This is a genomic window from Tenacibaculum larymnensis (genome assembly GCF_028829235.1).
In the GTDB taxonomy this organism is placed as follows: domain Bacteria; phylum Bacteroidota; class Bacteroidia; order Flavobacteriales; family Flavobacteriaceae; genus Polaribacter; species Polaribacter larymnensis.
This window is the reverse complement of the sequence record NZ_JAIWJY010000013.1, coordinates 48,253-71,652: the sequence shown is the minus strand read 5'-3', so window position 1 is coordinate 71,652 and position 23,400 is coordinate 48,253. Positions and strand designations below refer to the sequence as shown.

Here is a 23,400-nt window from a genome sequence, read left to right as displayed (position 1 = left end):
CTAAGTTTATTAATTACAAAATATCTAAACTTCCTTTTCCTTCACGAAGTACTTCTGGCTCGTCGGTTGTTAAATCAATTACTGTAGATGCATGGTTATCTCCGTATCCTCCATCAACTACAACATCAACTATATTTTGCCATTTTTCGAAGATTAATTCAGGATCAGTTGTGTATTCTAATACTTCATCTTCATCATGAATAGATGTAGATACAATCGGGTTTCCTAAAGCTTCTACAATGGCTCTTGCTATATTATTATCTGGCACACGAATACCTACCGTTTTACGCTTTTTATACGCTTTTGGCAGTGAATTACTACCTGGTAACACAAAAGTATATGGACCTGGTAAGGCTCTTTTTAAAATTTTATAAGTTGCAGTATCTATTTGTTTTACGTAATCGGATAAATGACTTAAATCGTTGCAAACAAATGAGAAATTGGCTTTTTCTGGCTTTACTTTTTTTATTCTCGCTACTTTTTCTAGTGCTTTAGTATTGGTTATATCACAACCTAAACCATAAACAGTATCGGTTGGATAGATAATCAACCCACCATTTTGTAAAACTTTTACAATTTTTTCAATCTCTTTTGGATTGGGGTTATCGTTATACAATTTTATAAATTGCGCCATAGTTTAGTAATTATCAAAGTCAAAATCATCAAGGCTTTCAAAGTTATTAAATTCATCATCAATTTCATCATCTATATTTTTTGAAAGGTCATCTGCTTTAAATTCTTTTTCTGGGGCTTCTTCTGGAATTTCTCCAACAGATAAAATCATTTTTGTTTCAGTTACTACTTCGTTTGATTGTTCTATCAACTCTACATAAAACGTCCACATTTGTAAAAAATCATACACATAAATTAACTTATCGTGTTGATTTGGTAAGGTTTTTTCTAAAATACATGTTGCCATTGAAATTCCATCTCCTGCTTCTGACATATTAAATAGTGGAATTTCTTCGCCTTGGTTCCAATCTTCATCGGTACGGTAAAAAGATGCCATTTCTTGTCCATTAAAACCAAACGCTTTTGCAATATCAAAGTGTAGGTTTTCTAACGAAGCTTTTTCATTTACCAATAGGGTTCTTATTACATCTTCTTTCGTATCTAAAATTACGCGTACTTTATACATTCTATCATTTTTTGTCAGTACAAAAATACGTATTTTTGGGTGATAATTTTTAGTTACCATGAATAAGCAAGCATCTCTTACAACCTTAAACAGTTACAACAAAAATACATTAATGGAAACTTTAGAAATAGAGTTTGTTGATGTTGGAGATGATTTTATTACTGCTAAAATGCCTGTAACTCCTAAAGTACATCAACCTTATGGATTATTACATGGTGGAGCAACAGCAGCCCTAGCTGAATCGGTAGGTAGTTGTGCTTCTGCTTTTTTCTTAAGAGATTCTTCTAAAATTGTAAAAGGAATTGAGCTTAGCATCAATCATGTAAAAAGTAAACGAGAAGGACATGTTTTTGCTACTGCTAAAGCTATTCATAAAGGCAGAACTACACATTTATGGGAAGTGAGAATTGTTGATGAAGATGATAATTTGATTTCACTTTGTAAGATTACCAATATTGTTTTAGATAAACAATAGCATGAAATTGCTAAAAAAAATCTTGAAATTTGTTGGAATTGCTCTCTTTGTACTTTTCCTTATTTTGTACTACTTATTCTGGAATTTTTCTGCTCCAAAATCTGATACAAAAGTACTTGAAAAGTTTTCGGATAGTTCTCACATTCCTATACTCACCTATGAAAACTTTAAAGGATTTGAATATAGAAAACTTTCCATCGTAAAAGACACAACTTTACCTACACTCGTTTTTGTTCATGGAACCATAGGTTCTTCTACTGATTTCGTAAAATATATGAAAGATAGTGTATTGCTTAGTAAAGCAAATATGATTTCATACGACAGGATTGGTTATAATTATCAAGACAAAAAACCAGTTCAAGAAAGCATTGCTTTTGAACGTGATATGTTAAGAAGTATTTTACAAGATTACAACCCCAACAAAACAATACTAGTAGGCTACTCTTACGGCGGTCCTATTGCTTTGGCTATACAACAAAAGATTCAAAAAGTGATTTTGTTGGCTCCAGCAGTGTATAGCGAAATAGAACCTATGCCATGGTCTTTAAATTTATATAAGTGGAAGTTTACTCGATGGTTGGTTCCTCCTATTTGGCAAGAAGCTAGCAGAGAAAAGTTATCTCATAAACAAGATTTACAACTTTTTGAAAACAATTGGAAATCTACACCAAACACCATAGTGAGTATTCATGGAACTAATGATTGGATTGTACCTTTTGAAAACTCATTATTTTTAAAAGAACAATTTCCAAAAAATCAGTTTGAGTTAATTAGTATACCTAATGCTGGTCATGGATTTATTTGGAGTAAATTTGACGCAATTAAAGAACATTTAATACAACAACTAGATTGAGTATTTTTTTTAACATAAAAGAGACTTTAGACAAAAAATTACCTTTTGTTACTTATAGAAAACCTAATACTTCTAAAGTAAAAGGATGGTTTCAACAAAATGATGATTTAATTACTTCAGAAAACTATAGTGAAAGTGGGTTTATTTTTGCTCCGTTTGATAGTAAGGAAAAAGCTGTTTTGATTCCTAAAAACCAATCTACTTACACTGAAGAAGAGGTTATTATTGATAATATTCTAGCTAACAATACAAATCACAGTCCTGATACTGCTTCCGAAGAAAATCACATTCAACTAGTTGAAAAAGGAATAGCTGCTATTAAAAACCAGGAATTTAAAAAAGTGGTGCTATCTAGAAAGGAAAAAGTTGTGTTATCTGACTTTAACCTTATTGAAACTTTTCAAAAACTCTTAAACAGCTATCCTACTGCTTTTGTATATGTATGGTATCACCCTAAGGTTGGGATGTGGTTAGGTGCTACTCCTGAAACCTTAGTAAGTATTAAAGATAAGAGTTTTACTACTATGGCTTTGGCCGGAACACAAGTTTACAATGACACAACTAATGTTATTTGGCAACCTAAAGAGCTAGAAGAACAACAGTTTGTTACTGATTATATCACCGACAGATTATTAAATATTTCTTCAGAAATTACTACATCTGCTGTTGAAACTATTAAAGCTGGGAAGTTACTTCATTTAAGAACTATACTTAACGGTAAATTAAAAACTAATACTGCTTCTTTAATTAAAAGATTGCACCCTACTCCTGCTGTTTGCGGATTGCCATTAGAGGCATCAAAACAGTTTATTTTAGATAATGAAAACTACCATAGAAACTTTTACACTGGTTTTTTAGGAGAATTAAACATTAATGACAAAGAAAGTAATTTGTTTGTTAACCTTCGTTGTATGGAGGTTTCTAATAAAACTGTAAATATTTATGTTGGTGGTGGAATTACACGCGACAGCAATCCTGCAAAAGAATGGCAAGAAACGGTTGCGAAAACAACTACCATGAAAAAAGTTCTATAAGAAAAATAACTTCCTGATAAAATACTTCAACTTAAACAAAATATAACCTACTGATATTCAGTTTTTTTTATTATATTTAGGAGAACTCAAAACTCGCTTTCCTATGAAACAAAAATTACTTAGGGTTAACCAGCGTGAAGATAAACTTAATAGTAGAGTAGGTAGAACTTTAACTTATAAGCAGCTGGTTGAATTCGCATCAAAACTACCAAACAAAATAAAATCACTAATGTGAAAAATAAAAAACCACCAATTGCTGTGCAACAACTGGCGGTTTTTCTAGTGTAAATTGAATTTGAATTGATTTTTTTCTGCACAATCTAGTATCTAAACACAAATTCTACAATTTGTGTTTAGAGCTATGCAAAACAGTTTCTTCTGTTTAAATATCGTCGAAAGAAACGTCAGTAAAACTTTCTGTTGAAGTTGCTTCTGTTGCTACGTTCTCTTCCTTTTTATAGTCTTTTTGATGGCGTTCACTGATTACCTCAGATCCTTTTTCGTTTACAATAAAGTCTGTTGCTTTATTCAACATTTCTTTAAAGTCGTTAAAATCTTCTTTGTATAAATAAATTTTATGCTTTTGATAATGAAAAGAACCATCATCGTGAGTAAACTTCTTACTCTCTGTTACTGTTAAATAATAATCATCTGCCTTTGTAGATCTAACATCAAAAAAATATGTTCTTCTTCCTGCTCTTAAAACCTGTGAAAAGATTTCCTCTTGTTCTACTCTCTCGCTCATAATTCGCTACTTAAAATAATAGTTGTTTACTTAAATTTTCTCAACAAATCTAACAAAATATTTGACTTGACAATACGAAATGCTATATTTCTTTTTCTAAAAGCTGCTGCTCATACAACTCTTTATAATAACCTTCTTGTTTTACTAATTGATTATGAATACCTTGCTGAATTATCTTTCCGTTATCTAATACAATTATTTTATCTGCATTTTTTGCTGACGATACTCTATGACTTATTATTATCGTTGTTTTATCACTAGAAACACGTTCTAAATTTGATAAAATTCTTTCTTCTGTCTCAGTATCTACTGCTGATAAACAATCATCAAAAATTAAAATCTTAGGGTCTTTTATAATTGCTCTTGCAATAGAAGTTCGTTGCTTCTGTCCTCCAGAAAGCGTAACACCACGTTCTCCTAAAATAGTTTTATAGCCTTGTTTAAAATCGATAATATTATCGTGTATAACAGCATTTTTAGCCGCTTCAATAATTTCTTCTTCAGTAGCATCTTCTTTACCAAATTTGATATTGTTTTCAATAGTATCTGAAAACAAAAATGGTTCTTGCGGTACAAAGCCTATTTGGTTTCTTATATCATATAAATTACAGGTTTTAATATCTTTTCCATCCATTAACACAATTCCTTCTGTAGTATCATACAAACGTGAAACTAAATTAATAATAGACGACTTTCCACTTCCTGTTTTTCCTAATATCGCTAATGTTTCTCCTTTTTCTACTTTAAAACTCACATCTTTTAAAGCTGTAATATTTGTGTCTTCATAAGTTAACGAAACATGCTTAAACTCTATTTCTCCTTCTATTACAGTTTCTTCTTGATTTGTATTTTTAATTTCAGGAACTTGTTCTAAAAATTCATTTATTCTTTCTTGAGAAGCTTCTGCTTGCTGTACCATTGAAGTTACCCAACCAACTACTGCTACTGGCCATGTTAAAATATTTACATACATAACAAAAGCACCAATGGCTCCTACTTGAATTTCTCCATTGATATATAATGTACCACCAACATATAGAACAATAATGTTACTAATTCCTATTAATAAAATCATTAGTGGAAAAAATAATGCCTGTACCTTATATAAGTTAATATTTTTGTCTTTACTAGCATCAGCCAGCGTATCAAAATTTTTAATTACAGCACTTTCTATTGCATACGATTTTACCACATTAATTCCAGAGAAAAACTCTTGATTAAAAGTAGTTAATTTTGAGAGGTACTGTTGAACTACTGTACTCCGTTTATTTATTTGCCTACTTAATACAAAAACTGATACCGATAATACTGGAAAAGGTATCATTGTATACAAAGTAAGTTTTGGTGATATTGCATACATTTGGGTAAAACCAACAGCAAATGAAACTAACATATTTAATGAATACATAATAGCTGGCCCAAAATACATACGAACCTTAGACACATCTTCACTAATACGGTTCATTAAGTCTCCCGTTCTATTTTGTTTGTAAAAATTAAGTGATAGTCGTTGGTATTGTTGGTAAATCTCATTTTTTAAATCAAACTCAATTAATCGAGACATTACAATAATAGTTTGACGCATTAAAAAAGTAAAAAAACCACCTAGTAAGGTTACTCCTATTATAAGTAAAATGTTCTTAAAAAGTATACTTTTTACTTCAGACATTTCAGCTATTTTTCCTAACTGATAATCTTCTACAACATTTAATGAGTCTCCAACAAAATCAGGAATTTTTAGTGTTAGTATTTTTGATAATATCGTAATTAAAATTCCTAATAATAACCTCCATTTGTATTTAACAAAGTACTTATTTAAGTATTGTAATGCTTTCAATTCTATTCTATTATAAAAATTAAACTTTATAAAGGGTCTTGTTAAAGATACCTTAATTGAGACCACTTTTTTTGCTTATGTTTTAACGATTTCTTATTTTTGCCCTCGAATTTTTGAGATTGTCCAAATCATCTCAAATTAAAAAACAAAACAAATGACATCAGAAATCATTGATACTAAAGATCTTAAGAATGACCCAGTGTTTGGTCAGTTATCTTTTGACAATCACGAGCAAATCGTTTTTTGCAACGACGAAGATACAGGTTTAAAAGCAATTATCGGTATCCATAACACAACTTTAGGACCTGCCTTAGGAGGTACTAGAATGTGGCAATATAAAAGTGAATGGGAAGCTTTAAACGATGTTTTACGTTTGTCTCGTGGTATGACTTACAAGTCTGCTATTACTGGATTAAACCTTGGTGGTGGTAAAGCAGTTATTATTGGTGATGCTAAAACTCAAAAAAACGACGCTTTAATGCGTAAATTTGGTGAGTTTGTTAATTCTTTAAGCGGAAAATATATTACTGCTGAAGATGTTGGAATGGAAACTCGTGACATGGATATTATCCGTGAAGTTACTCCACATGTAACAGGTGTTTCTGAAAGTATTGGAGGTTCTGGAAATCCTTCTCCTGTAACTGCTTATGGTGTTTATATGGGAATGAAGGCTGCTGCTAAATACAAGTTTGGAACTGAGAACTTAGACGGTAAAAAAGTATTAGTTCAAGGTGTTGGTCATGTTGGTGAAACTTTAGTAAAGCATATTACTGATGAAGGAGCGCAAGTTATTTTAAATGATATTAACGAAGCTCGTTTAGAAGAGTTAAGTAAAAAATATGGTGCTAACGTGGTGTTAGGTAATGACATTTTTGGATTAGATGTTGATATTTACGCTCCTTGTGCTTTAGGTGCTACTATTAATGATGAAAGTATTGCTCAACTAAAAGCTAAAGTTATTGCTGGTGCAGCTAACAACCAATTAGCTAATGAGTTAAAACACGGTACAATGTTAAAAGAAAAAGGAATTGCTTATGCTCCTGATTTCTTAATTAACGCTGGTGGAATTATTAATGTATATGCAGAGGTTGTTGGTTACGATAAAGCAGAAAGCTTAAAAAGAACTGAAAACATTTACAATACTACATTAGATATTTTCAATTTATCAGAAAAAGAGAATATAACTACACATCAAGCTGCTTTCAATATTGCACAAGCAAGAATTGATGCTCGCAAAAAAGAGCAAAATAGCTAGATAAAAAATAAAAAAGTTTTACTTTTGCAGAGCGTTAGAAATAGTTTCTATCGCTCTTTTTTTTAAAGTTCTTTAGAATGATTAACAGAAGACATATTCGTGTTAAAGTAATGCAATCGGTTTATGCGATGCAACAATCGCATAGCGATGATTTAGTTAAGGAAGAAAAATTCTTAAAACATAGCATTCAAAAAATGTACGATTTGTACGTTTTAAACCTTCAATTATTAGTTGAAGTGCAAAAATTAGCTCGTAAGAGAATAGAGCTTTCTAAAAAGAAAATACTAGCTACCAAAGAAGAACTCAACCCTAATACAAAATTTATAGATAATAAACTTTTAAACTCGCTTAACGAAAGTGTAAGTTTAGAAGGGTATGTTGAGCTTAATAAGCTAAATTATTGGGATCTTGATGATGAATACATAAAAATCTTATTAGATGAATTGCAGAAAAGTGACATCTACAAAAAGTACATGGACACTGTTGAAGATTCTTATAATGTAGACAAAGCTTTTGTTATTGATTTTTTCAGAGAAATAGTAGCTCCAAATGAAAAATTAGCTGATTATTTTGAAGACAAAATGATTTCTTGGGTTGATGATATTCCTTTTGTAAATACTTGGATTCTTAAATCTTTAAACAAACAAAAAGCAAATAAGCCATTTATATTAGGAAGTTTGTATAAAGATAATGATGATAAGGTTTTTGTTTCTGATTTATTTACAAAAACAATGTTACATCAGCATAAATATGAAGAAGACATTAAAGAGAAAACTCCTAACTGGGAAGCTGATAGAATTGCCGATATTGATATGATTATCATCAAGATGGCAATTACAGAGTTTTTACACTTCCCTTCTATTCCAAGCAGAGTTACCATTAATGAATATATTGAATTAGCTAAAGACTATTCTACAAACAAAAGTGGTTACTTTATTAATGGTGTTTTAGATAAATTAGCCAAAGACTATCTAAGTTCAAACAAGATGGTTAAAATTGGTAGAGGTTTATTATAATAAATTAGTATTTTTACAACAAACTAAAAATATTTTAAAATGAAGAAAATAGCAGTAATAGTAGCATTTGTTGTTTCAGCTGGAATGTTAGTTTCTTGCGGACAGGGAAATGCTTCATCAAAAGTTAAAAAAGAAAATGTTGAAAACGCAGAAAAAAGGGATAGCTCTATTGGTTTAGGCTCGCCTGTTATTTCTTTTGACAAAGAAGAGTTTGACTTTGGTACTGTTAACGAAGGAGAGGTTGTTAAAACTACCTTCGTAGTAACAAATACTGGTAAAAGCGATTTAATTATTACGAATGCGCAAGCATCATGTGGATGTACTGTTCCTGTATGGCCAAAAGAAGCTATTGCTCCAGGTAAAACGGGAGATATTAAAGTTAGCTTTAATACTAACGGAAGAGTTAACAAGCAATCTAAATCTATCACTTTAACTACCAATACAGAAAAAGGTAGAGAGGTTATTAAGATTTCTGGAATGGTAACTCCTAAAAAGAAGAACTCATAATGTTTACAACCATTTTTTTACAAGCTAGCTCACAAGAAAGTTTAATGAATATGCTTCCTTTTGTGGCAATGATTGCCGTTTTTTACTTTTTAATTATTCGTCCACAAATGAGACGTCAGAAAAAGGAAAAACAATTTCAAACTGAAATTAAAAAAGGAGCTAAAGTAGTTACAACTAGCGGAATTCATGGTAAAATTGTTGAAATTAATGATACCGACAATACTGTTACTATTGAAACAGGAGCTGGTAAAATAAAGTTTGAACGTTCTGCCATTTCTATGGAAATGAGTAAAAAATATATTACTGAAACTAAAAAATAACAGTATACAACTTTATAAAAAAGTGAGCTCATGGGCTCACTTTTTTGTTTTTTATGTAGATTGCGTCAATAAATTATTTCTTGAGAACAAAATTTAACATACCTAAAACTTTCTTTGGTTTTTTAACTGCTTCAATATTTTTTTGGCTACTTATTAATCTGTCAAAAGAATATGATACAACCATAGTATATGATGTTGAATATACGCAATTACCACAACAAAAAACATTAATAGAAACACCTATTAACAATCTTTCTTTAAAGCTAAAAAGTAGCGGGTATAATTTATTGGTTGCTAGCATTACTCACAAACCTATTAAACTAAACCTTGATAAAGCTTCAAGAAAAACTGGAACTAATTACTACTTCTTATCTAAAAATCTAATTTCAGAAGTCCAAGAACAACTAAAATCTAGCATTGAGTTAATTGAAATTAAAGAAGACACAATTCCTTTAAAAATTGGCACACTTAGTTCAAAAAAAGTTCCTTTAAAGTCTAACTTAAATATTTCTTTTCAGTTAGGTTATGATCTTTCTAAACCTGTAACTATTGTTCCTGATAGTGTTTTAATTTCGGGTGATGAAACCTATGTTGCTAAAACCGACTTTCTAAACTTAGAAAGTATAACTTTGGAAAACTTATCTAAGAGTACTAATATCTCCTCTCCTATTATTTTTCCTGAAAATGTACAGCTGAAGTCAAGTCACTCTACAGCTGAAATTAACATTGATGTTGATAAATTCACAGAAGGAGAAATAGAGGTTCCTGTATTTGTTAAAAATGCCCCTAAAGGGATTAACGTTTTTCCAAAAAAGGTTAAAATTATTTATAAAGTGGGATTACAAAACTTTAATGAAGTAACTCCTGATTTATTTAAAGTTGAGTGCGATTACCTACAGTCTAAAAACAAAGACATCAACTATCTTACTCCTAAAATAAAAGACCTTCCAGATATGGTTACATTGGTAAGGATAGTTCCTAATAAAATTGATTTTTTAATATACGAATAGTATGGTAGTAGGTCTAACAGGTGGTATAGGTAGTGGAAAGTCTACCATAGTTAAAATGTTTTCAGAGTTTGAAAATATTGCCATTTATATTGCTGATGATGAAGCTAAAAAACTAATGGTTACATCTCCGAAAATTAAAAATCAATTAATTGCCGAGTTTGGCAAGCAAGTGTATATTAATAATGAGTTGAACAGACCCTACTTAGCTTCAATCGTTTTTAATAACAAAAAAAAGCTAACTATCCTTAACAACATTGTACATCCGGTTGTTAACGAGCATTTACAAAACTTTATAAAAAAAAACAGCAATAAAGAATATATCCTATATGAAAACGCGATTCTTTTTGAAAATGAAAGCGATTCTTTTTGCGATAAAATCATTACAGTTACCGCTCCTGAAAATATAAGAATTGATAGAGTTATGAAAAGAGATAACTCAACAATTAAAGATGTAAAAAATAGAATAAAAAATCAATGGAGTGAAACTAAAAAAGCACTTCAATCTAACTACTTAATTGAAAACCTTACACTTACAAACTCAAAAGAACAAGTCTTAAAAATCCACAATTCTTTAACAAAAAAGATGCGTTAATTTACGCTTTGTTAATCCTTTCTGTTAAAATTATCTTAATTTTATAGTAACTTTGTTAATCTAAGTTAAAAGATTATACGCCTAAATTTTATTAATTTATTTTTGAATAATGGGTAAGAAAATTTTTATTCTCATTGTTGTTTTAATGAGTATTTCTTTGATAGGAATTATCTCTATTCAAGTGTATTGGATAAATGATGCTATTAAAAATAAAAAAGAACAATTTAAAAACAACGTAAAAATTGCTTTAGCTCGTACCTCTGAAAATATAAAAGAGAGAGAGTACCTAGAGTTTCAGCAAAATTATAAAGACTACTTTGAAAACGATAAGCTTAGAACTGAAGCTGAAATAACAACTTTTCTTTTTCAGCAAGTAGACACTGTAAGTAATAAAAAGTTTTCTTTTGGTAGTACTATTTTAGAAGAGAGTATAAAAATGCCCAATGAGTTCGTAGATAATGATTCCATCATTATAAAACGTTACTCGGGAAAAGAAGACATTTATTTTTCCCAAATAATAAAATCTGGAAGCAAAGATTTTAAGCCTTTTTTAGATGAAAGCCGCCACTCTTCTTTCAGAATATATAGTACATGGAATGACGAAGTAATGGAACATGCTTTTAGACGAAGTAAAGCAGTGTTTCCTATAAACCAAAGGATAAGTAATAAAGAATTAAGCAATACACTTACAGAAGAGTTTGCTAAGATGAATATTACACAAGACTTTAAATATGTTGTTTACGAAGACGGACTAGCAACTCAGTTAAAGTCTGGATACTTTAACATACAACCAGAAGATATTAACTATCCGTTATTAGAAGATGAAAATGGAAATAGTAAATATAAGTTATATGTTAAATTTCCCAACGAGAAAAAGAATCTACTTTCAGGTATGATGAAAGTACTGATACTTTCTTTATTTTTTATAGGAATTATCATTGCTGCTTTTTCAACATCGTTGTATCAACTTATTCGTCAAAAAAAGATCTCTGAAATAAAAACTGACTTCATTAACAATATGACACATGAGTTTAAAACACCTATTGCTACTATCAACTTAGCATTAGATGCTATTAAAAACCCAAGAATCATATCTGATGAAGAAAAGGTTAAACGATATGTTCAAATGATTCGCGATGAAAACAAACGAATGCATGGACAAGTAGAAAATGTTTTAAGAATTTCAAGACTAGAAAAGAACCAAATTGAAATTAGTAAGGATGCTGTAGATATGCACGACATAATTGAAGAGGCTATTGAACATATTCAACTTTTAACCGACGACAAAAATGGGAGTGTTACAACACATTTTGAAGCCATTTCTACAGAAGTTCTTGGAAATCAGTTTCACCTAACAAATGTTGTGGTTAACATGTTAGAAAACGCATTAAAATATTCAGAAAATGCACCAAAAATTGATGTATTTACTGAAAACACAAATAAATACTTTATCTTTAAGATAAAAGATGAAGGAATAGGAATGAGCAGAAACGCTCAAAAGTATGTGTTCGATAAGTTTTATAGAGAACATAAAGGGAATATACACAACGTAAAAGGTCACGGATTAGGCTTAGCTTATGTAAAAGAAATTATAGACAGCCACCAAGGTACCGTTTATGTTGAAAGTGAAAAAGGTAAAGGAAGCACATTTACAGTTAAATTACCATTAATATAAATTATTAAGAAATGGGGAGTAAAAAAATATTATTAGTAGAAGATGATCCTAATTTTGGAACAGTTCTGAAAGATTATTTAGCATTGAATGATTACAATGTTACACATGCTAAAGATGGAATAGACGGTTTAATTATGTTTAAAAATGCAGAATATGATTTATGTATTTTAGATGTAATGATGCCTCGTAAAGATGGTTTTTCTTTAGCTGAAGACATCCGTGCAACCAACAAAGAAATTCCTATTATCTTCTTAACTGCTAAAACGCTAAAAGAAGATGTTTTAAAAGGATACCAAGTAGGAGCTGATGATTATTTAAACAAACCTTTTGATTCAGAAGTTTTATTACATAAAATCAAAGCTATTTTACAACGTAAAGAAACTGAAAAAACGAATGATAGTGATGAGTTTGAATTTAAAATTGGGGCTTTTGACTTTAACTCTAAATTACGTCATTTAACATACAAAGGAGGTGAAGCTCAAAAACTTTCACCTAAAGAGAGTAAGCTTTTACGAATGTTAGCTATTCATAAAAACGACTTAATGCCTCGTGAATTAGCATTGACAAAAATATGGAGAGATGATAATTATTTTACCTCTCGTAGTATGGATGTTTACATTGCTAAACTTCGTAAATATTTAAAAAGTGATGAAAATGTTGAAATATTAAACATTCACGGTGAAGGGTTTAGGTTAATAGACAACAAATAAGACATACACATACATTTTAATAACAGTAAAAGACTTCTTTAATTAAAGAAGTCTTTTCTTTTTTATACATTGTAACAATAATTTATATTAATCGTCAAATACATATAATCAACAAAAACCAAAATAGCTTGGAAACAATTTTATCAATTCAAAACCTCGATAAAAAATACGGAAAAGTTCATGCCGTAAATAATCTTTCTTTCGATATTCAAAAAGGAACTGTTTATGGAATTTTAGGACCTAACGGAAGCGGAAAGTCTACCACTTTAGGTATTATTTTAAATGTAGTAAATAAAACCTCTGGTAACTTTAGCTGGTTCAATGGAAAATTATCCACCCATGAAGCCCTAAAAAAAGTAGGAGCAATTATAGAACGTCCTAACTTCTACCCATACATGAGCGCTGTTCAAAACTTACAGTTAATTTGTAAAATTAAAGGAGTTTCATACGATAAAATTGAAGAAAAACTAAAAACTGTCAACCTTTACGAGCGTAGAAATAGTAAGTTTAAAACTTACTCTTTAGGAATGAAACAACGTTTAGCTATTGCTTCTGCATTACTAAATGACCCTGAGATTTTAATTTTAGATGAGCCTACAAATGGACTAGATCCTCAAGGAATACATGAAATTCGTCAAATAATTAAAGAAATTGCTAAAAATGGAACCACAATTTTATTAGCCTCTCACCTACTCGACGAGGTTGAAAAAGTATGTTCTCATGTAGTAGTAATAAGAAACGGAATAAAGTTATATAGTGGTAGAGTTGATGAAATGACTGCTTCTAATGGCTTTTTTGAACTTCAAGCAGACAATCAAGAAACACTTAAACAACTTTTAGAAAATCATTCAGCTATAGGAAGTATTAAAGAAGAAAATGGCGTTTTAATAGCTAGTCTAGCCTCAGAATTATCTGCTTCAGAAATCAATACGTTTTTATTTAATAAAGGAGTTTCTCTTTCTCATTTAGTAAAACGTAAACCTAGCTTAGAGCAACAATTCTTAGACCTAACCAACAACCAATAAACTTACATCATGTTACGACTTTTAAATATAGAAATTCATAAATTAAAATATAACAGAGCTAGTAAAGTTCTTTCAATTATATACTTCGCTTTATTAACCTCTATTGCTTTGATTGCTGCAATAAAGTTTGATATTGGTCCCATAAAATTTCATTTAGCTGAACAAGGAATTTTCAATTTCCCATATATATGGCACTTTAACACCTACATGGCAGCTATTTTTAAATTTTTCTTATTATTAGTTATCGTTTCTATGATGGCTAACGAGTATAGTTACAAAACTTTAAAACAAAATTTAATTGATGGCCTGAGTAAAAAAGAGTTTATCCTTTCAAAGTTTTATACAGTTATAGCTTTTGCTCTTATTTCTACCATTTTTGTTTTTGTTGTCTCATTAATTCTTGGAGCTATCTATTCTGACTTTAATGAAATTGCAATCATTTTTTCTGATCTAGATTATTTATTTGCTTTTTTCATTAAGCTTTTAGGTTTTTTCTCTTTTGGGTTATTTTTAGGAGTCTTAATTAAACGATCTGCCTTTGCTGTAGCTGCTATGATTGTTTGGTTAATTATTGAAAGTTTAATTAAAGGTTATTTATACTGGACATTTAGAAATGTAAAGACTGGTATTGATGAAGCTGTAAACTCAATCATGCAATTTTTTCCTCTAGAATCTATGGCTAATTTAATTAAAGAACCATTTACACGGTTAGGAGCAGTAAAATCAGTTGCTAACCAAATAGGAGAAAACTTTACTAAGGATTATTCAGTTAGTCTCTTTAACATAGCAATCGTGTTAATTTGGACAGCTATTTTTATTTATTCATCATATGCTTTGTTAAAAAAACGTGATTTATAGAGGGTTTTATGTAGTTTAGTTGTTTTATTTGTATAAATAATTTCATTTGAATGAAGAAACAACTACTTCTAGCGTTTTTTATTATTGTCTCTATATCTCTTTATAGTCAAAAAGAAGCAAATGTTTGGTATTTTGGGAACAATGCAGGGTTAGACTTTAACTCAGGTAATCCGGTAGCTTTAAATGACGGTTTATTAAGAACCGATGAAGGTTGTTCTTCCATTTCAGATGAAAATGGTAATCTATTGTTTTATTCAGACGGAATTAATGTTTGGACAAAAAACCATGAACTAATGCATTACTCTAACGGTAGTTTAGCTAATAATCTAGAAGGGAATCCATCAAGTTCACAATCTGGTTTAATTGTTCCAAACCCAGAAAATAAAAACATTTACTACATTTTTACAGTAGGTACAGATTTTATAGGTAACCTTCCATACCCTGATAACCCAGGATTTAAGTTTTACACCATCGACATTTCTAAAGGAAATGGAGGCGAAGTTATTTCTGGACCTATTAACCTGTCTAATGGACGAGATAGAGAATGGTCTGAAAAAGTAACAGCTGTTCAAGGAAAGGACTGTAAAGAAATATGGATTTTATCTATCGTACAAGACACTTTTTATACCTATAAAATTGATATAAACGGAGTAGACTTTACAAATCCTGTCACATCATCTTCATCTTATTTTTTAAGAGATAAAAGAGGGTATTTAAAAGTATCTCCTGATGGAACAAAAATAGCTTTAGCTGACTTTACAAATGACGGAAGTGGAAGATTAGTTTTATACGATTTTGATAATGCTACAGGTAAAGTATCTTCTAACGGACTAATTCTTACAGATGGCCCAACTGATGGTTCTCCTTATGGTGTTGAGTTCTCTCAAGAGTCTACAAAACTGTACGCTTCTTTATATCATGAAAATAGTAACTCTTTCAGAATTTTTCAATATAATCTATTAGATGCTAACATTGCACAAACCAAAACCCAGGTTCATCAAGAACAAGGCTACAGAGGTGCTTTACAACTAGCTCCTAATGGAAAAATTTATGCTTCTATTCCAGATAGGCGCTATTTAGGAGCCATAGAAAACCCAGAAGGTAATGCTGTTGACATTCAATTTACTTCAAATGCTGTAGATTTAGGAGGAGCAATATCTTCACAAGGGTTACCACCTTTTATTCAATCTTTTTTTGCTCCTGTAAAGTTAATCGACTTAAGTTCTAACGAAGTCTTAAACAATACTAATCAAGTTTTTTGTATTGGGGAAACGTATAATATAGTACCAGAAAAGAACAACCCTAACGACACGTATACTTGGTTTAAAGATGGAAAAGTAATAGCGAATACTAGGGCTCTAACAGTTGATTATACTAATTATGGTAGTGGTTTATATGAAATACAAATAGAATCAAACTCCTATTGTAAAAAAACATTCACTGGTAAAGTCCAAATAACATTTGAACCAAAACCAACAATTAATACGATTCAACCATACATACAATGTGATTTTGATAGTACACCTATTGATGGTTTTACAACTTTTAACCTTGAAGTACTAGAAAATGCTTTAGTAAATAACCTTTCCGAAGTTACAATTGAGTTTTTTGAAACATCTGACACTAATTTTTCTTCACCTATTAACAAAAATAACTACACAAATTTAGTGGCTATAAATCACTCTATTACAGTTAGAGTTACTAATAATACAACAAAATGTTATCAAACTGACTTAATTAACTTACAGGTAAACCCTACTGGATTAACTAGATATAGTGATGAATACATTCATGAATTAGATCAAAACGCATCTAATTCTAATGCTAAATTTAGTATTGGTACAAACAACGGTTTTTTTGATTTTTCCTTGAAGACTCAACAAATAATCAATAACTCTGGAGGTTCGTTATCTGAAGTTACTCATGATTTTCAATATTATAGAACAGCAGAAGATGCTGCCTTACAAACAGACCAAATTCTACCCCCATACGAAGATGATTTATTTACCAATAATTCAGATATATATGTTAGAATTTCAAATAAGGGAGCTGCATCTTGTGAATCTGTTGGTAGCTTTAAAATTTTAGTAAAAAAACTTCCCGTTCCACAAGGAAGTTTAGATAAAAAAATACTATGTGTAGATAACCCTAGATTAACTCCGCAACCCCATACAATTCCTTTAAATGCGGATACAGGAAACTCAGATGACACCTACAAGTGGTACTTAAACGGAAACTTAATTTCTGAGCAAAACTCTTCAGTACTTAATGCTAATTCAGCTGGAGAGTATAAAGTTGAAGCCTATAGAACTCATCCAAACATCAATTCCCCTTTTATGGGATATAATACATTTTTTGTTAAAGAATCTAACCAAGCATTGATTGTAAATATTAAATCAGTAGACGATCAAGATAATCCAGACAGTAATAAAATTGAAATTACTGTTGATGGGTTAGGAGACTACGAATACGCTTTAAATAGTACAAATCTCAGTGATTTTGTCAAAGGAGATGAAAACCTTACATACACTTTTGCTAATATTCCACCTGGACTAAACTCAATTTCTATTAGAGACAGAAATGGATGTGGAGTTACTACATCTAACAAAATTTCAATTATCTATTTTCAACGTCATTTTACTCCAAATGGGGATGGACATTTTGATACTTGGAAAGTTTTAGGAGTTAATAATGATTATTATGATGTTGTTAAAGTTCAAATTTTTAATCGCTTTGGAAAAATAATTAGTGAAATTACAGACAAAAATCATCCAGGATGGAATGGCGTATATAATGGAACTACATTACCTTCAAACGACTATTGGTATAATGCTGAGTTAATTGATTCTAATGGAAAAGTGAGAAAAAAAACAGGGCATTTCTCTTTACTAAAAAAATAAATTACACGCTATGAAAAAGTTAATCATACTAAGTTTATTATTTGCTTGTGCACCAGTATTTACTCAAAATGATTGTTCTGATGCAATTGTTGTATGTGGTAATAGTGGCTTTCAAAACTTAAATGCTACTGGGGTAGGTGTTCAAGAACTTTCAGGTTCTAATACCTGTTCTAGTCAGGAAAATAATAGTTTATGGATTAAAATTAAAATTGACCAAGGAGGAACATTAGGCTTCACCTTAACTCCAACTAATCCTGATGGCAGTCATAATACTGATATTAACATCGATTTTGACTTTTTTATCTTTGGCCCAAATGTAAGTTGTGGAAACATTGGTCAAGCCATACGCTGTTCTACTACAAACCCAGCAGCAAGTAACCAAGGAAATAACCTAACAGGTATTAAAGCATCTGAAACAGATGTCTCTGAAGGTCCAGGTGCACTAGGTAATAGTTTTGTTAGTTCTTTAAACGTTAATGATAATGATTCTTATTTTCTTGTTATTGATAGACCTATAGGCAGCAGTAGTTTTAAAATTGATTGGACTGGTACTGCTACTTTTAACAAGCCTCCAACAATCAATCCTCCGACAATTGGTCAATCGTACGATTTGCAAGAATGTGACAGTGATGGTACTTTCGATAATAGTACAAGTTTTGACCTAACTGCCAATGACAACCTAATATTAAATGGTCAAACAGATATTAAAATTAGCTATCATTTGAGTAATAATGATGCTCAAACTAACACAAACCCTATTCCAAATCCAAATACCTTTAAAAACACAAGTAATCCTCAAAAAATTTTTATACGATTAACAAACATAAGCTCTGAATGTTTTTCTGTAACCGATTTTAATGTTATCGTAAATAATAATGTAAACATCACTCAACCTATTAACTATATTGTCTGTGACGATATCAATAGTGGAAGTAACACAGATGGTTTATACAGTTCTTTTCTACTATCTTCTAAAGACAATGAAATTTTAGGAACTTTAGATCCAAATACACATACTGTGAATTACTATTTAAGCCTTAATGAGGCTCAAAATAATTTAAACCCTATAAACAAAAACACTTTTTTTACTAACACTAAAAAAGACTCTCAAGAAATTTTTATTAGAATAGAAAACAACTTCGGATGCCTAAATACCTCTACTAGTTTTAATTTAGAGATAAATCCTACTCCTGATTTTATTCCAATACAGCCATATCAACAATGTGATTTTGATAGCAATCCTACTGACGGAATTACGACATTTAATTTGGAAAGTAAAGTAGCTGAAATATCAAATAACAATACAAATGTAACTGTGCTTTTTTTTGAAAGTCAAACTGACTTCAACAACAATTCACCTATAACATCTCCAAGTAATTATACTAACATAACCCCTTTCTATCAAAAATTACTTGTAAAAATCATAGATAACACAACGCTATGCTTTAATTCAGGAAACTTAGATTTAACAGTTAATGCTTCTGGTTTAAGTACACTTGATGATATGTATTCATGTGAATTAGACATTAATGCCTCAAATCCTAATGCTATCCAAAGTATAGGCAGTCAAAATGCTTTTTTTGATTTTGATACAAAAAGAAGTGATATTATTACTAAATCTAATGGAGCTTTAACAACCGCTACACATTCTATTGAATTTTACAAAACAGCTAGCGACGCTTCTTTACAAATAAATAAAATTCTACCTCCATACGACGACGATTTATTTACTAATGATTCAGAAATATTTGTAAGAATTATATCCAAAACCAATAATGCTTGTGAAAGTGTAGGAAAATTTAATCTACATGTTGAAAATCTTCCTATACCTCAAGGCAATTTAAACGATATCATTTTATGTATCGACAACCCAAGACCTAGCCCTCAACCACATACAGTTCCTTTAAATGCCTATACTGGAAACCCTGCAGACAATTACAAATGGTATTTAAATGATAGTTTACTCTCTGGAGAAACATCAGCAATTCACAACGCTAATACTGAAGGAGAATACAAAGTTGAAGCTTATAGAAGTCACCCTAATATCTCTGAAGATTGTATGGGGTATAATACCTTTTTTGTAAAAGAATCGAATCACGCATTAATTGTTAACATACAATCTGTCGATGATCAAGATACCCCTCTTAACAATAAAATTGATATTGTAATAGACGGAATAGGCGACTATGAGTATGCTTTAAACAGTATCGATCTTAGTGATTTTGTGAAAGGCACTAAAAACCTCTCATATACTTTTACGGATATTCCTCCAGGACTAAACACCATTTCAATTAGAGATAGAAATGGTTGTGGTGTCGTTACTTCTGATAAAATTTCTACCATATATTTTCAACGTCACTTTACTCCTAACGGAGACGGACATTTCGATACTTGGAAAGTTTTAGGGATTGATAACGATTATTATGATGTTGTTAAAGTTCAAATTTTTAATCGTTTTGGAAAACTAATTAATGAAATTACAAATAAAAACAACTCTGGATGGAATGGGCTTTACAATGGTACTATTCTACCTTCAAACGATTATTGGTACAATGCTAAATTAATTGATAAAAATGGTAGAACCCGAAAAAAGACAGGGCATTTTTCTTTATTGAGAAAATAATTACAAAAAATTAAGTATATTTTTTTGTAAATTAGCTGTTTACTAAAATTAACTAGCTATGAACAAGTTAATATTCATTTATTTATTTATTTATTCTTTTTCATGTTTTTCTCAAAGAGAAACTGATAACTGGTTTTTTGGAGATAAAGCGGGAATATCCTTTAATTCAGGAATTGTTGATGTTACTAACAATAGTCAAATGACTACTAAAACCGGATCTTCAAGTATTTCAAATAGTCAAGGAGACCTACTTTTTTATACAAATGGGCAAACCATTTGGAATAAAGAACACCAAATAATGGAAAATGGAGATGGTTTGGCCGGAGAACCAGAATTAGTTCAGCCTACTATAATAATTCCTAAACCTAATAATAGTAATATTTATTATATTTTTTCAACTAGAAAAACTAAGACTGATACACCTTTATTTTTTCCTGGAATTTATTATTCTGAGATAGAAATATCCAATACTTACCCTTTAGGCAAAGTAATAAGAAAAAATTTACGGTTAGAAAACTCTACAGCTCAAAGAATTACTGCTGTACACCACAAAAATGGAAAAGACATTTGGGTTATTACTTATGGAACTGATTCATATGGAGGGCCTGATAATATCTTTTTTGCTTTTAAAGTAACCGAAAAAGGCATTATTTCTCCTGTAAAAAGTAGATTAAATGAAATAGCTCCTATTTTTAACATTGGAGAAATGAAAGCTTCTCCGGATGGAAGTAAAGTTGCTTTATCAACCAATACTTTTATTTACATATATAATTTCAACAATACTTCAGGGACTCTTTCTAGATTTAAATATCTAAATTTACAACTAAATTTTACTGAAGGATATAGTTCCAACGGTTTAGCTTTTTCTCCTAATTCAAAATTCTTATACTACCCTTCTTTATTTTCCGGTAATGCTGGCAGGTACTATACTATTATGCAAATGGATCTAGAAGATCCTAGAGAAGATCATATTGGAGTCTCCGTTTTTAATACCTCCCCTAATAGATCAAGTGCTTCTGCTCAATTAGGATCAGACGGAAAAATTTATATAGCACAAGTAGAGAACAAAAATCTTTTTGATGAAAATGGGTATTATATAGGTTTTGAAACATACCCTAAAAAAACTTTAGGTATTATTAATCAACCCGATAAACAAGGAGAAGCTTGTGATTATAGACATGATGCTATAAACTTAGAAAATGGTTTCTCATACTACGGTCTTCCTAATTTTATTCAGTCTTATTTTAGAAATAGAATTATTTCAGATAATAAATGTGTTTCTGATATTTTTGAATTTAATTTAGACGCTTATGACACTATTCTTTCCGCTGATTGGGATTTTGGAGATGGAACTACTTCAGCAAAATTAACCCCTATACACAAGTATACTAAGCCAGGTAAATATATAGTTACTTGTAATGTAATTTTAAACTCTGGGAATACAACTTTTTTTAAGGAAATTATAGTTTACTCTCTTCCTAAATTAATAAATGATCAAAAACTGATACAATGTGATAATGATAATGATGGAATAAGTTTATTTAATCTAAATAATATAAGCGAAATAATTTCTAATGACAATACGTTAAGTTATAAATTCTATAGAAGTAGACAGGACGCAGAAAATGAAACTAACGAAATTTCTAATCCTGAAAATTTCAATAACGAAAGTAACCCACAAACTATTTTTACTAAAGCAATAAATAGCAATAGCTGTGTTAATATTGAAAGTTTTGTAATTGAAGCTTTATTCAAGCCTTCTATTCCGATTTCTCCTATTGTTAGTTGCAAAGATTCAGGTAGTGAGGCTAATAATGGTGATTTTGATTTACGAAAAAAAAGGGATCAAATTATTAATGAATTAGCACTATCTAGCGCTGATAAGTTGGCTTTTTATGCAACCTTTGATGATGCTCAAAAATCGACTAATAAACTGCCGATTAGATTTAATTCTCCTTCTACTACTATTTGGGTAAAAATTGAAAATGAAAACGGATGCTCTGGTATATCTCCTATTGATTTAATTGTTAACCATCCTCAAATTAATTTACAGGATAATTATACTATTTGTATTAGTCCCTCAGATCACCCCGCTATCATATTAAATGCTGACTCATCTAGCGATCGTTTTGAATGGAAAGATGAAAACAGTAATACAATTATTAGTACCGGTAACAATTTCCCTTTAACCAGAGAAGGTGAATTTTCTTTAACCGTATACAAAACAGTAAATGGCATAGAATGTTCAAGCTCTAAAAACTTTACCGTTAACTACCCTCCCCCTCCTAATGTTTTAAACGTTGAAGTAAATGTTCAAAGCGAAACCGACAACAGTGTTTATATTAGTATTGATGGTGATAGTAGTTATGAATTTTCTTTAGATGATACTACTTATGTTGGAAGTGGGACTTCTCACTCTTTTAACAATGTACAACCTGGTATTGCCACTATTTACATAAGAGATCTTAACAAGTGCGAAAGCCCTACTAAAACCTCTGCTAGCATAATTGGCTATCCTAAGTTTTTAACTCCCAATGCTGATGGATTTAACGATTATTGGAAAGTTTATGGAGTAAGCTCTAATTTCTTTAAAGAAATAGATATTAAAATATTTAATCGCTTTGGTAAAATTCTATACGTCATAAACGATAATAACTCGGAATTTGGCTGGGATGGAACTTATAACAATATTAAACTTCCTTCTAACGACTACTGGTTCCATGCCAAACTAAAAGATCTTAACGATAATGTAATTGATAAAAAAGGGCATTTTACACTCAGAAGAAATTAAAATTCATCACATAAATAACTATCCGTATTTTTGTTG

Annotated in this window: 20 protein-coding genes; 16 read left to right on the top strand and 4 right to left on the bottom strand. The window is 30.4% G+C overall.

Translation table 11 applies throughout. From position 1 onward, the window contains the following. Positions 1-13: 13 nt before the first annotated feature. Positions 14-634, bottom strand: a complete 621-nt coding sequence (locus tag LCI24_RS15655; RefSeq protein ID WP_274641218.1) for an L-threonylcarbamoyladenylate synthase — start codon at positions 632-634, stop codon at positions 14-16. A gap of 3 nt (positions 635-637) precedes the next feature. Next, positions 638-1,138, bottom strand: a complete 501-nt coding sequence (locus LCI24_RS15650) for an IS1096 element passenger TnpR family protein (RefSeq protein ID WP_274641217.1) — start codon at positions 1,136-1,138, stop codon at positions 638-640. A 58-nt stretch (positions 1,139-1,196) separates the two neighbouring features. On the opposite strand from LCI24_RS15650, the gene LCI24_RS15645 reads away from it, so the two are divergent. Genes LCI24_RS15645 through LCI24_RS15635 form a run of 3 tightly spaced genes read left to right on the top strand, consistent with a single transcriptional unit; the run spans position 1,197 to position 3,500 of the window. Next, positions 1,197-1,613, top strand: coding sequence for a PaaI family thioesterase (locus LCI24_RS15645; RefSeq protein ID WP_274641216.1), 417 nt, complete (start codon positions 1,197-1,199; stop codon positions 1,611-1,613). Between the two features lies 1 nt (position 1,614). Continuing rightward, entirely contained in the window at positions 1,615-2,466 is an 852-nt protein-coding gene (locus tag LCI24_RS15640; RefSeq protein ID WP_274641215.1) for an alpha/beta fold hydrolase, read from the top strand. After that, positions 2,463-3,500 carry an isochorismate synthase gene (locus tag LCI24_RS15635; RefSeq protein WP_274641214.1) on the top strand — a complete coding sequence of 346 codons (1,038 nt, stop codon included), beginning with the start codon at positions 2,463-2,465 and terminating at the stop codon, positions 3,498-3,500. The genes LCI24_RS15640 and LCI24_RS15635 overlap by 4 nt, the downstream gene beginning before the upstream one ends. Before the next feature lie 382 nt (positions 3,501-3,882). Here LCI24_RS15635 and LCI24_RS15630 read toward each other — a convergent pair whose 3' ends face one another. Beyond that, positions 3,883-4,245: a PUR family DNA/RNA-binding protein gene (locus tag LCI24_RS15630; protein WP_274641213.1), complete on the bottom strand. Its 363-nt coding sequence runs from the start codon at positions 4,243-4,245 to the stop codon at positions 3,883-3,885. An 82-nt stretch (positions 4,246-4,327) separates the two neighbouring features. Next, entirely contained in the window at positions 4,328-6,082 is a 1,755-nt protein-coding gene (locus tag LCI24_RS15625; RefSeq protein WP_274641212.1) for an ABC transporter ATP-binding protein, read from the bottom strand. A 154-nt stretch (positions 6,083-6,236) separates the two neighbouring features. Here LCI24_RS15625 and LCI24_RS15620 point away from each other — a divergent pair, with 154 nt between their 5' ends. The 13 genes from LCI24_RS15620 to LCI24_RS15560 all read left to right on the top strand — a co-directional run bounded on the left by LCI24_RS15620 (position 6,237) and on the right by LCI24_RS15560 (position 23,364). Further along, the gene (locus tag LCI24_RS15620; RefSeq protein WP_274641211.1) at positions 6,237-7,337 is read left to right on the top strand and encodes a Glu/Leu/Phe/Val family dehydrogenase; all 1,101 of its coding nucleotides are present in this window, start codon (positions 6,237-6,239) and stop codon (positions 7,335-7,337) included. A 77-nt stretch (positions 7,338-7,414) separates the two neighbouring features. Next, positions 7,415-8,353, top strand: coding sequence for a transcription antitermination factor NusB (nusB, locus tag LCI24_RS15615; RefSeq protein ID WP_274641210.1), 939 nt, complete (start codon positions 7,415-7,417; stop codon positions 8,351-8,353). Positions 8,354-8,392: 39 nt separating this feature from the next. Further along, complete coding sequence (locus LCI24_RS15610) at positions 8,393-8,860, top strand: DUF1573 domain-containing protein (RefSeq protein ID WP_124590302.1); 468 nt, start codon at positions 8,393-8,395, stop codon at positions 8,858-8,860. Then, positions 8,860-9,180, top strand: coding sequence for a preprotein translocase subunit YajC (gene yajC, locus LCI24_RS15605; protein ID WP_099216516.1), 321 nt, complete (start codon positions 8,860-8,862; stop codon positions 9,178-9,180). Before LCI24_RS15610 ends, yajC begins: the two co-directional genes overlap by 1 nt. Positions 9,181-9,260: 80 nt before the next feature. Next, positions 9,261-10,190 (top strand): YbbR-like domain-containing protein, encoded by a 930-nt coding sequence (locus tag LCI24_RS15600; protein WP_274641209.1) that lies wholly within the window; start codon positions 9,261-9,263, stop codon positions 10,188-10,190. A gap of 1 nt (position 10,191) precedes the next feature. Beyond that, the gene (gene coaE, locus LCI24_RS15595) at positions 10,192-10,782 is read left to right on the top strand and encodes a dephospho-CoA kinase (protein ID WP_274641208.1); all 591 of its coding nucleotides are present in this window, start codon (positions 10,192-10,194) and stop codon (positions 10,780-10,782) included. 109 nt (positions 10,783-10,891) lie between these two features. Further along, positions 10,892-12,457: a sensor histidine kinase gene (locus tag LCI24_RS15590; RefSeq protein ID WP_274641207.1), complete on the top strand. Its 1,566-nt coding sequence runs from the start codon at positions 10,892-10,894 to the stop codon at positions 12,455-12,457. A gap of 11 nt (positions 12,458-12,468) precedes the next feature. Beyond that, a complete protein-coding gene (locus tag LCI24_RS15585; RefSeq protein WP_125068104.1) occupies positions 12,469-13,167 on the top strand; it encodes a response regulator transcription factor in 699 nt (232 codons plus the stop codon). 128 nt (positions 13,168-13,295) lie between these two features. Continuing rightward, complete coding sequence (locus tag LCI24_RS15580; RefSeq protein WP_274641206.1) at positions 13,296-14,192, top strand: ABC transporter ATP-binding protein; 897 nt, start codon at positions 13,296-13,298, stop codon at positions 14,190-14,192. 9 nt (positions 14,193-14,201) lie between these two features. After that, complete coding sequence (locus tag LCI24_RS15575; protein ID WP_274641205.1) at positions 14,202-15,050, top strand: ABC transporter permease; 849 nt, start codon at positions 14,202-14,204, stop codon at positions 15,048-15,050. A gap of 50 nt (positions 15,051-15,100) precedes the next feature. Further along, positions 15,101-17,950 (top strand): T9SS type B sorting domain-containing protein, encoded by a 2,850-nt coding sequence (locus LCI24_RS15570; RefSeq protein WP_274641204.1) that lies wholly within the window; start codon positions 15,101-15,103, stop codon positions 17,948-17,950. A 10-nt stretch (positions 17,951-17,960) separates the two neighbouring features. Further along, the gene (locus LCI24_RS15565) at positions 17,961-20,573 is read left to right on the top strand and encodes a T9SS type B sorting domain-containing protein (protein WP_274641203.1); all 2,613 of its coding nucleotides are present in this window, start codon (positions 17,961-17,963) and stop codon (positions 20,571-20,573) included. A gap of 58 nt (positions 20,574-20,631) precedes the next feature. After that, entirely contained in the window at positions 20,632-23,364 is a 2,733-nt protein-coding gene (locus LCI24_RS15560; RefSeq protein WP_274641202.1) for a T9SS type B sorting domain-containing protein, read from the top strand. The last annotated feature ends 36 nt before the right edge of the window (positions 23,365-23,400 follow it).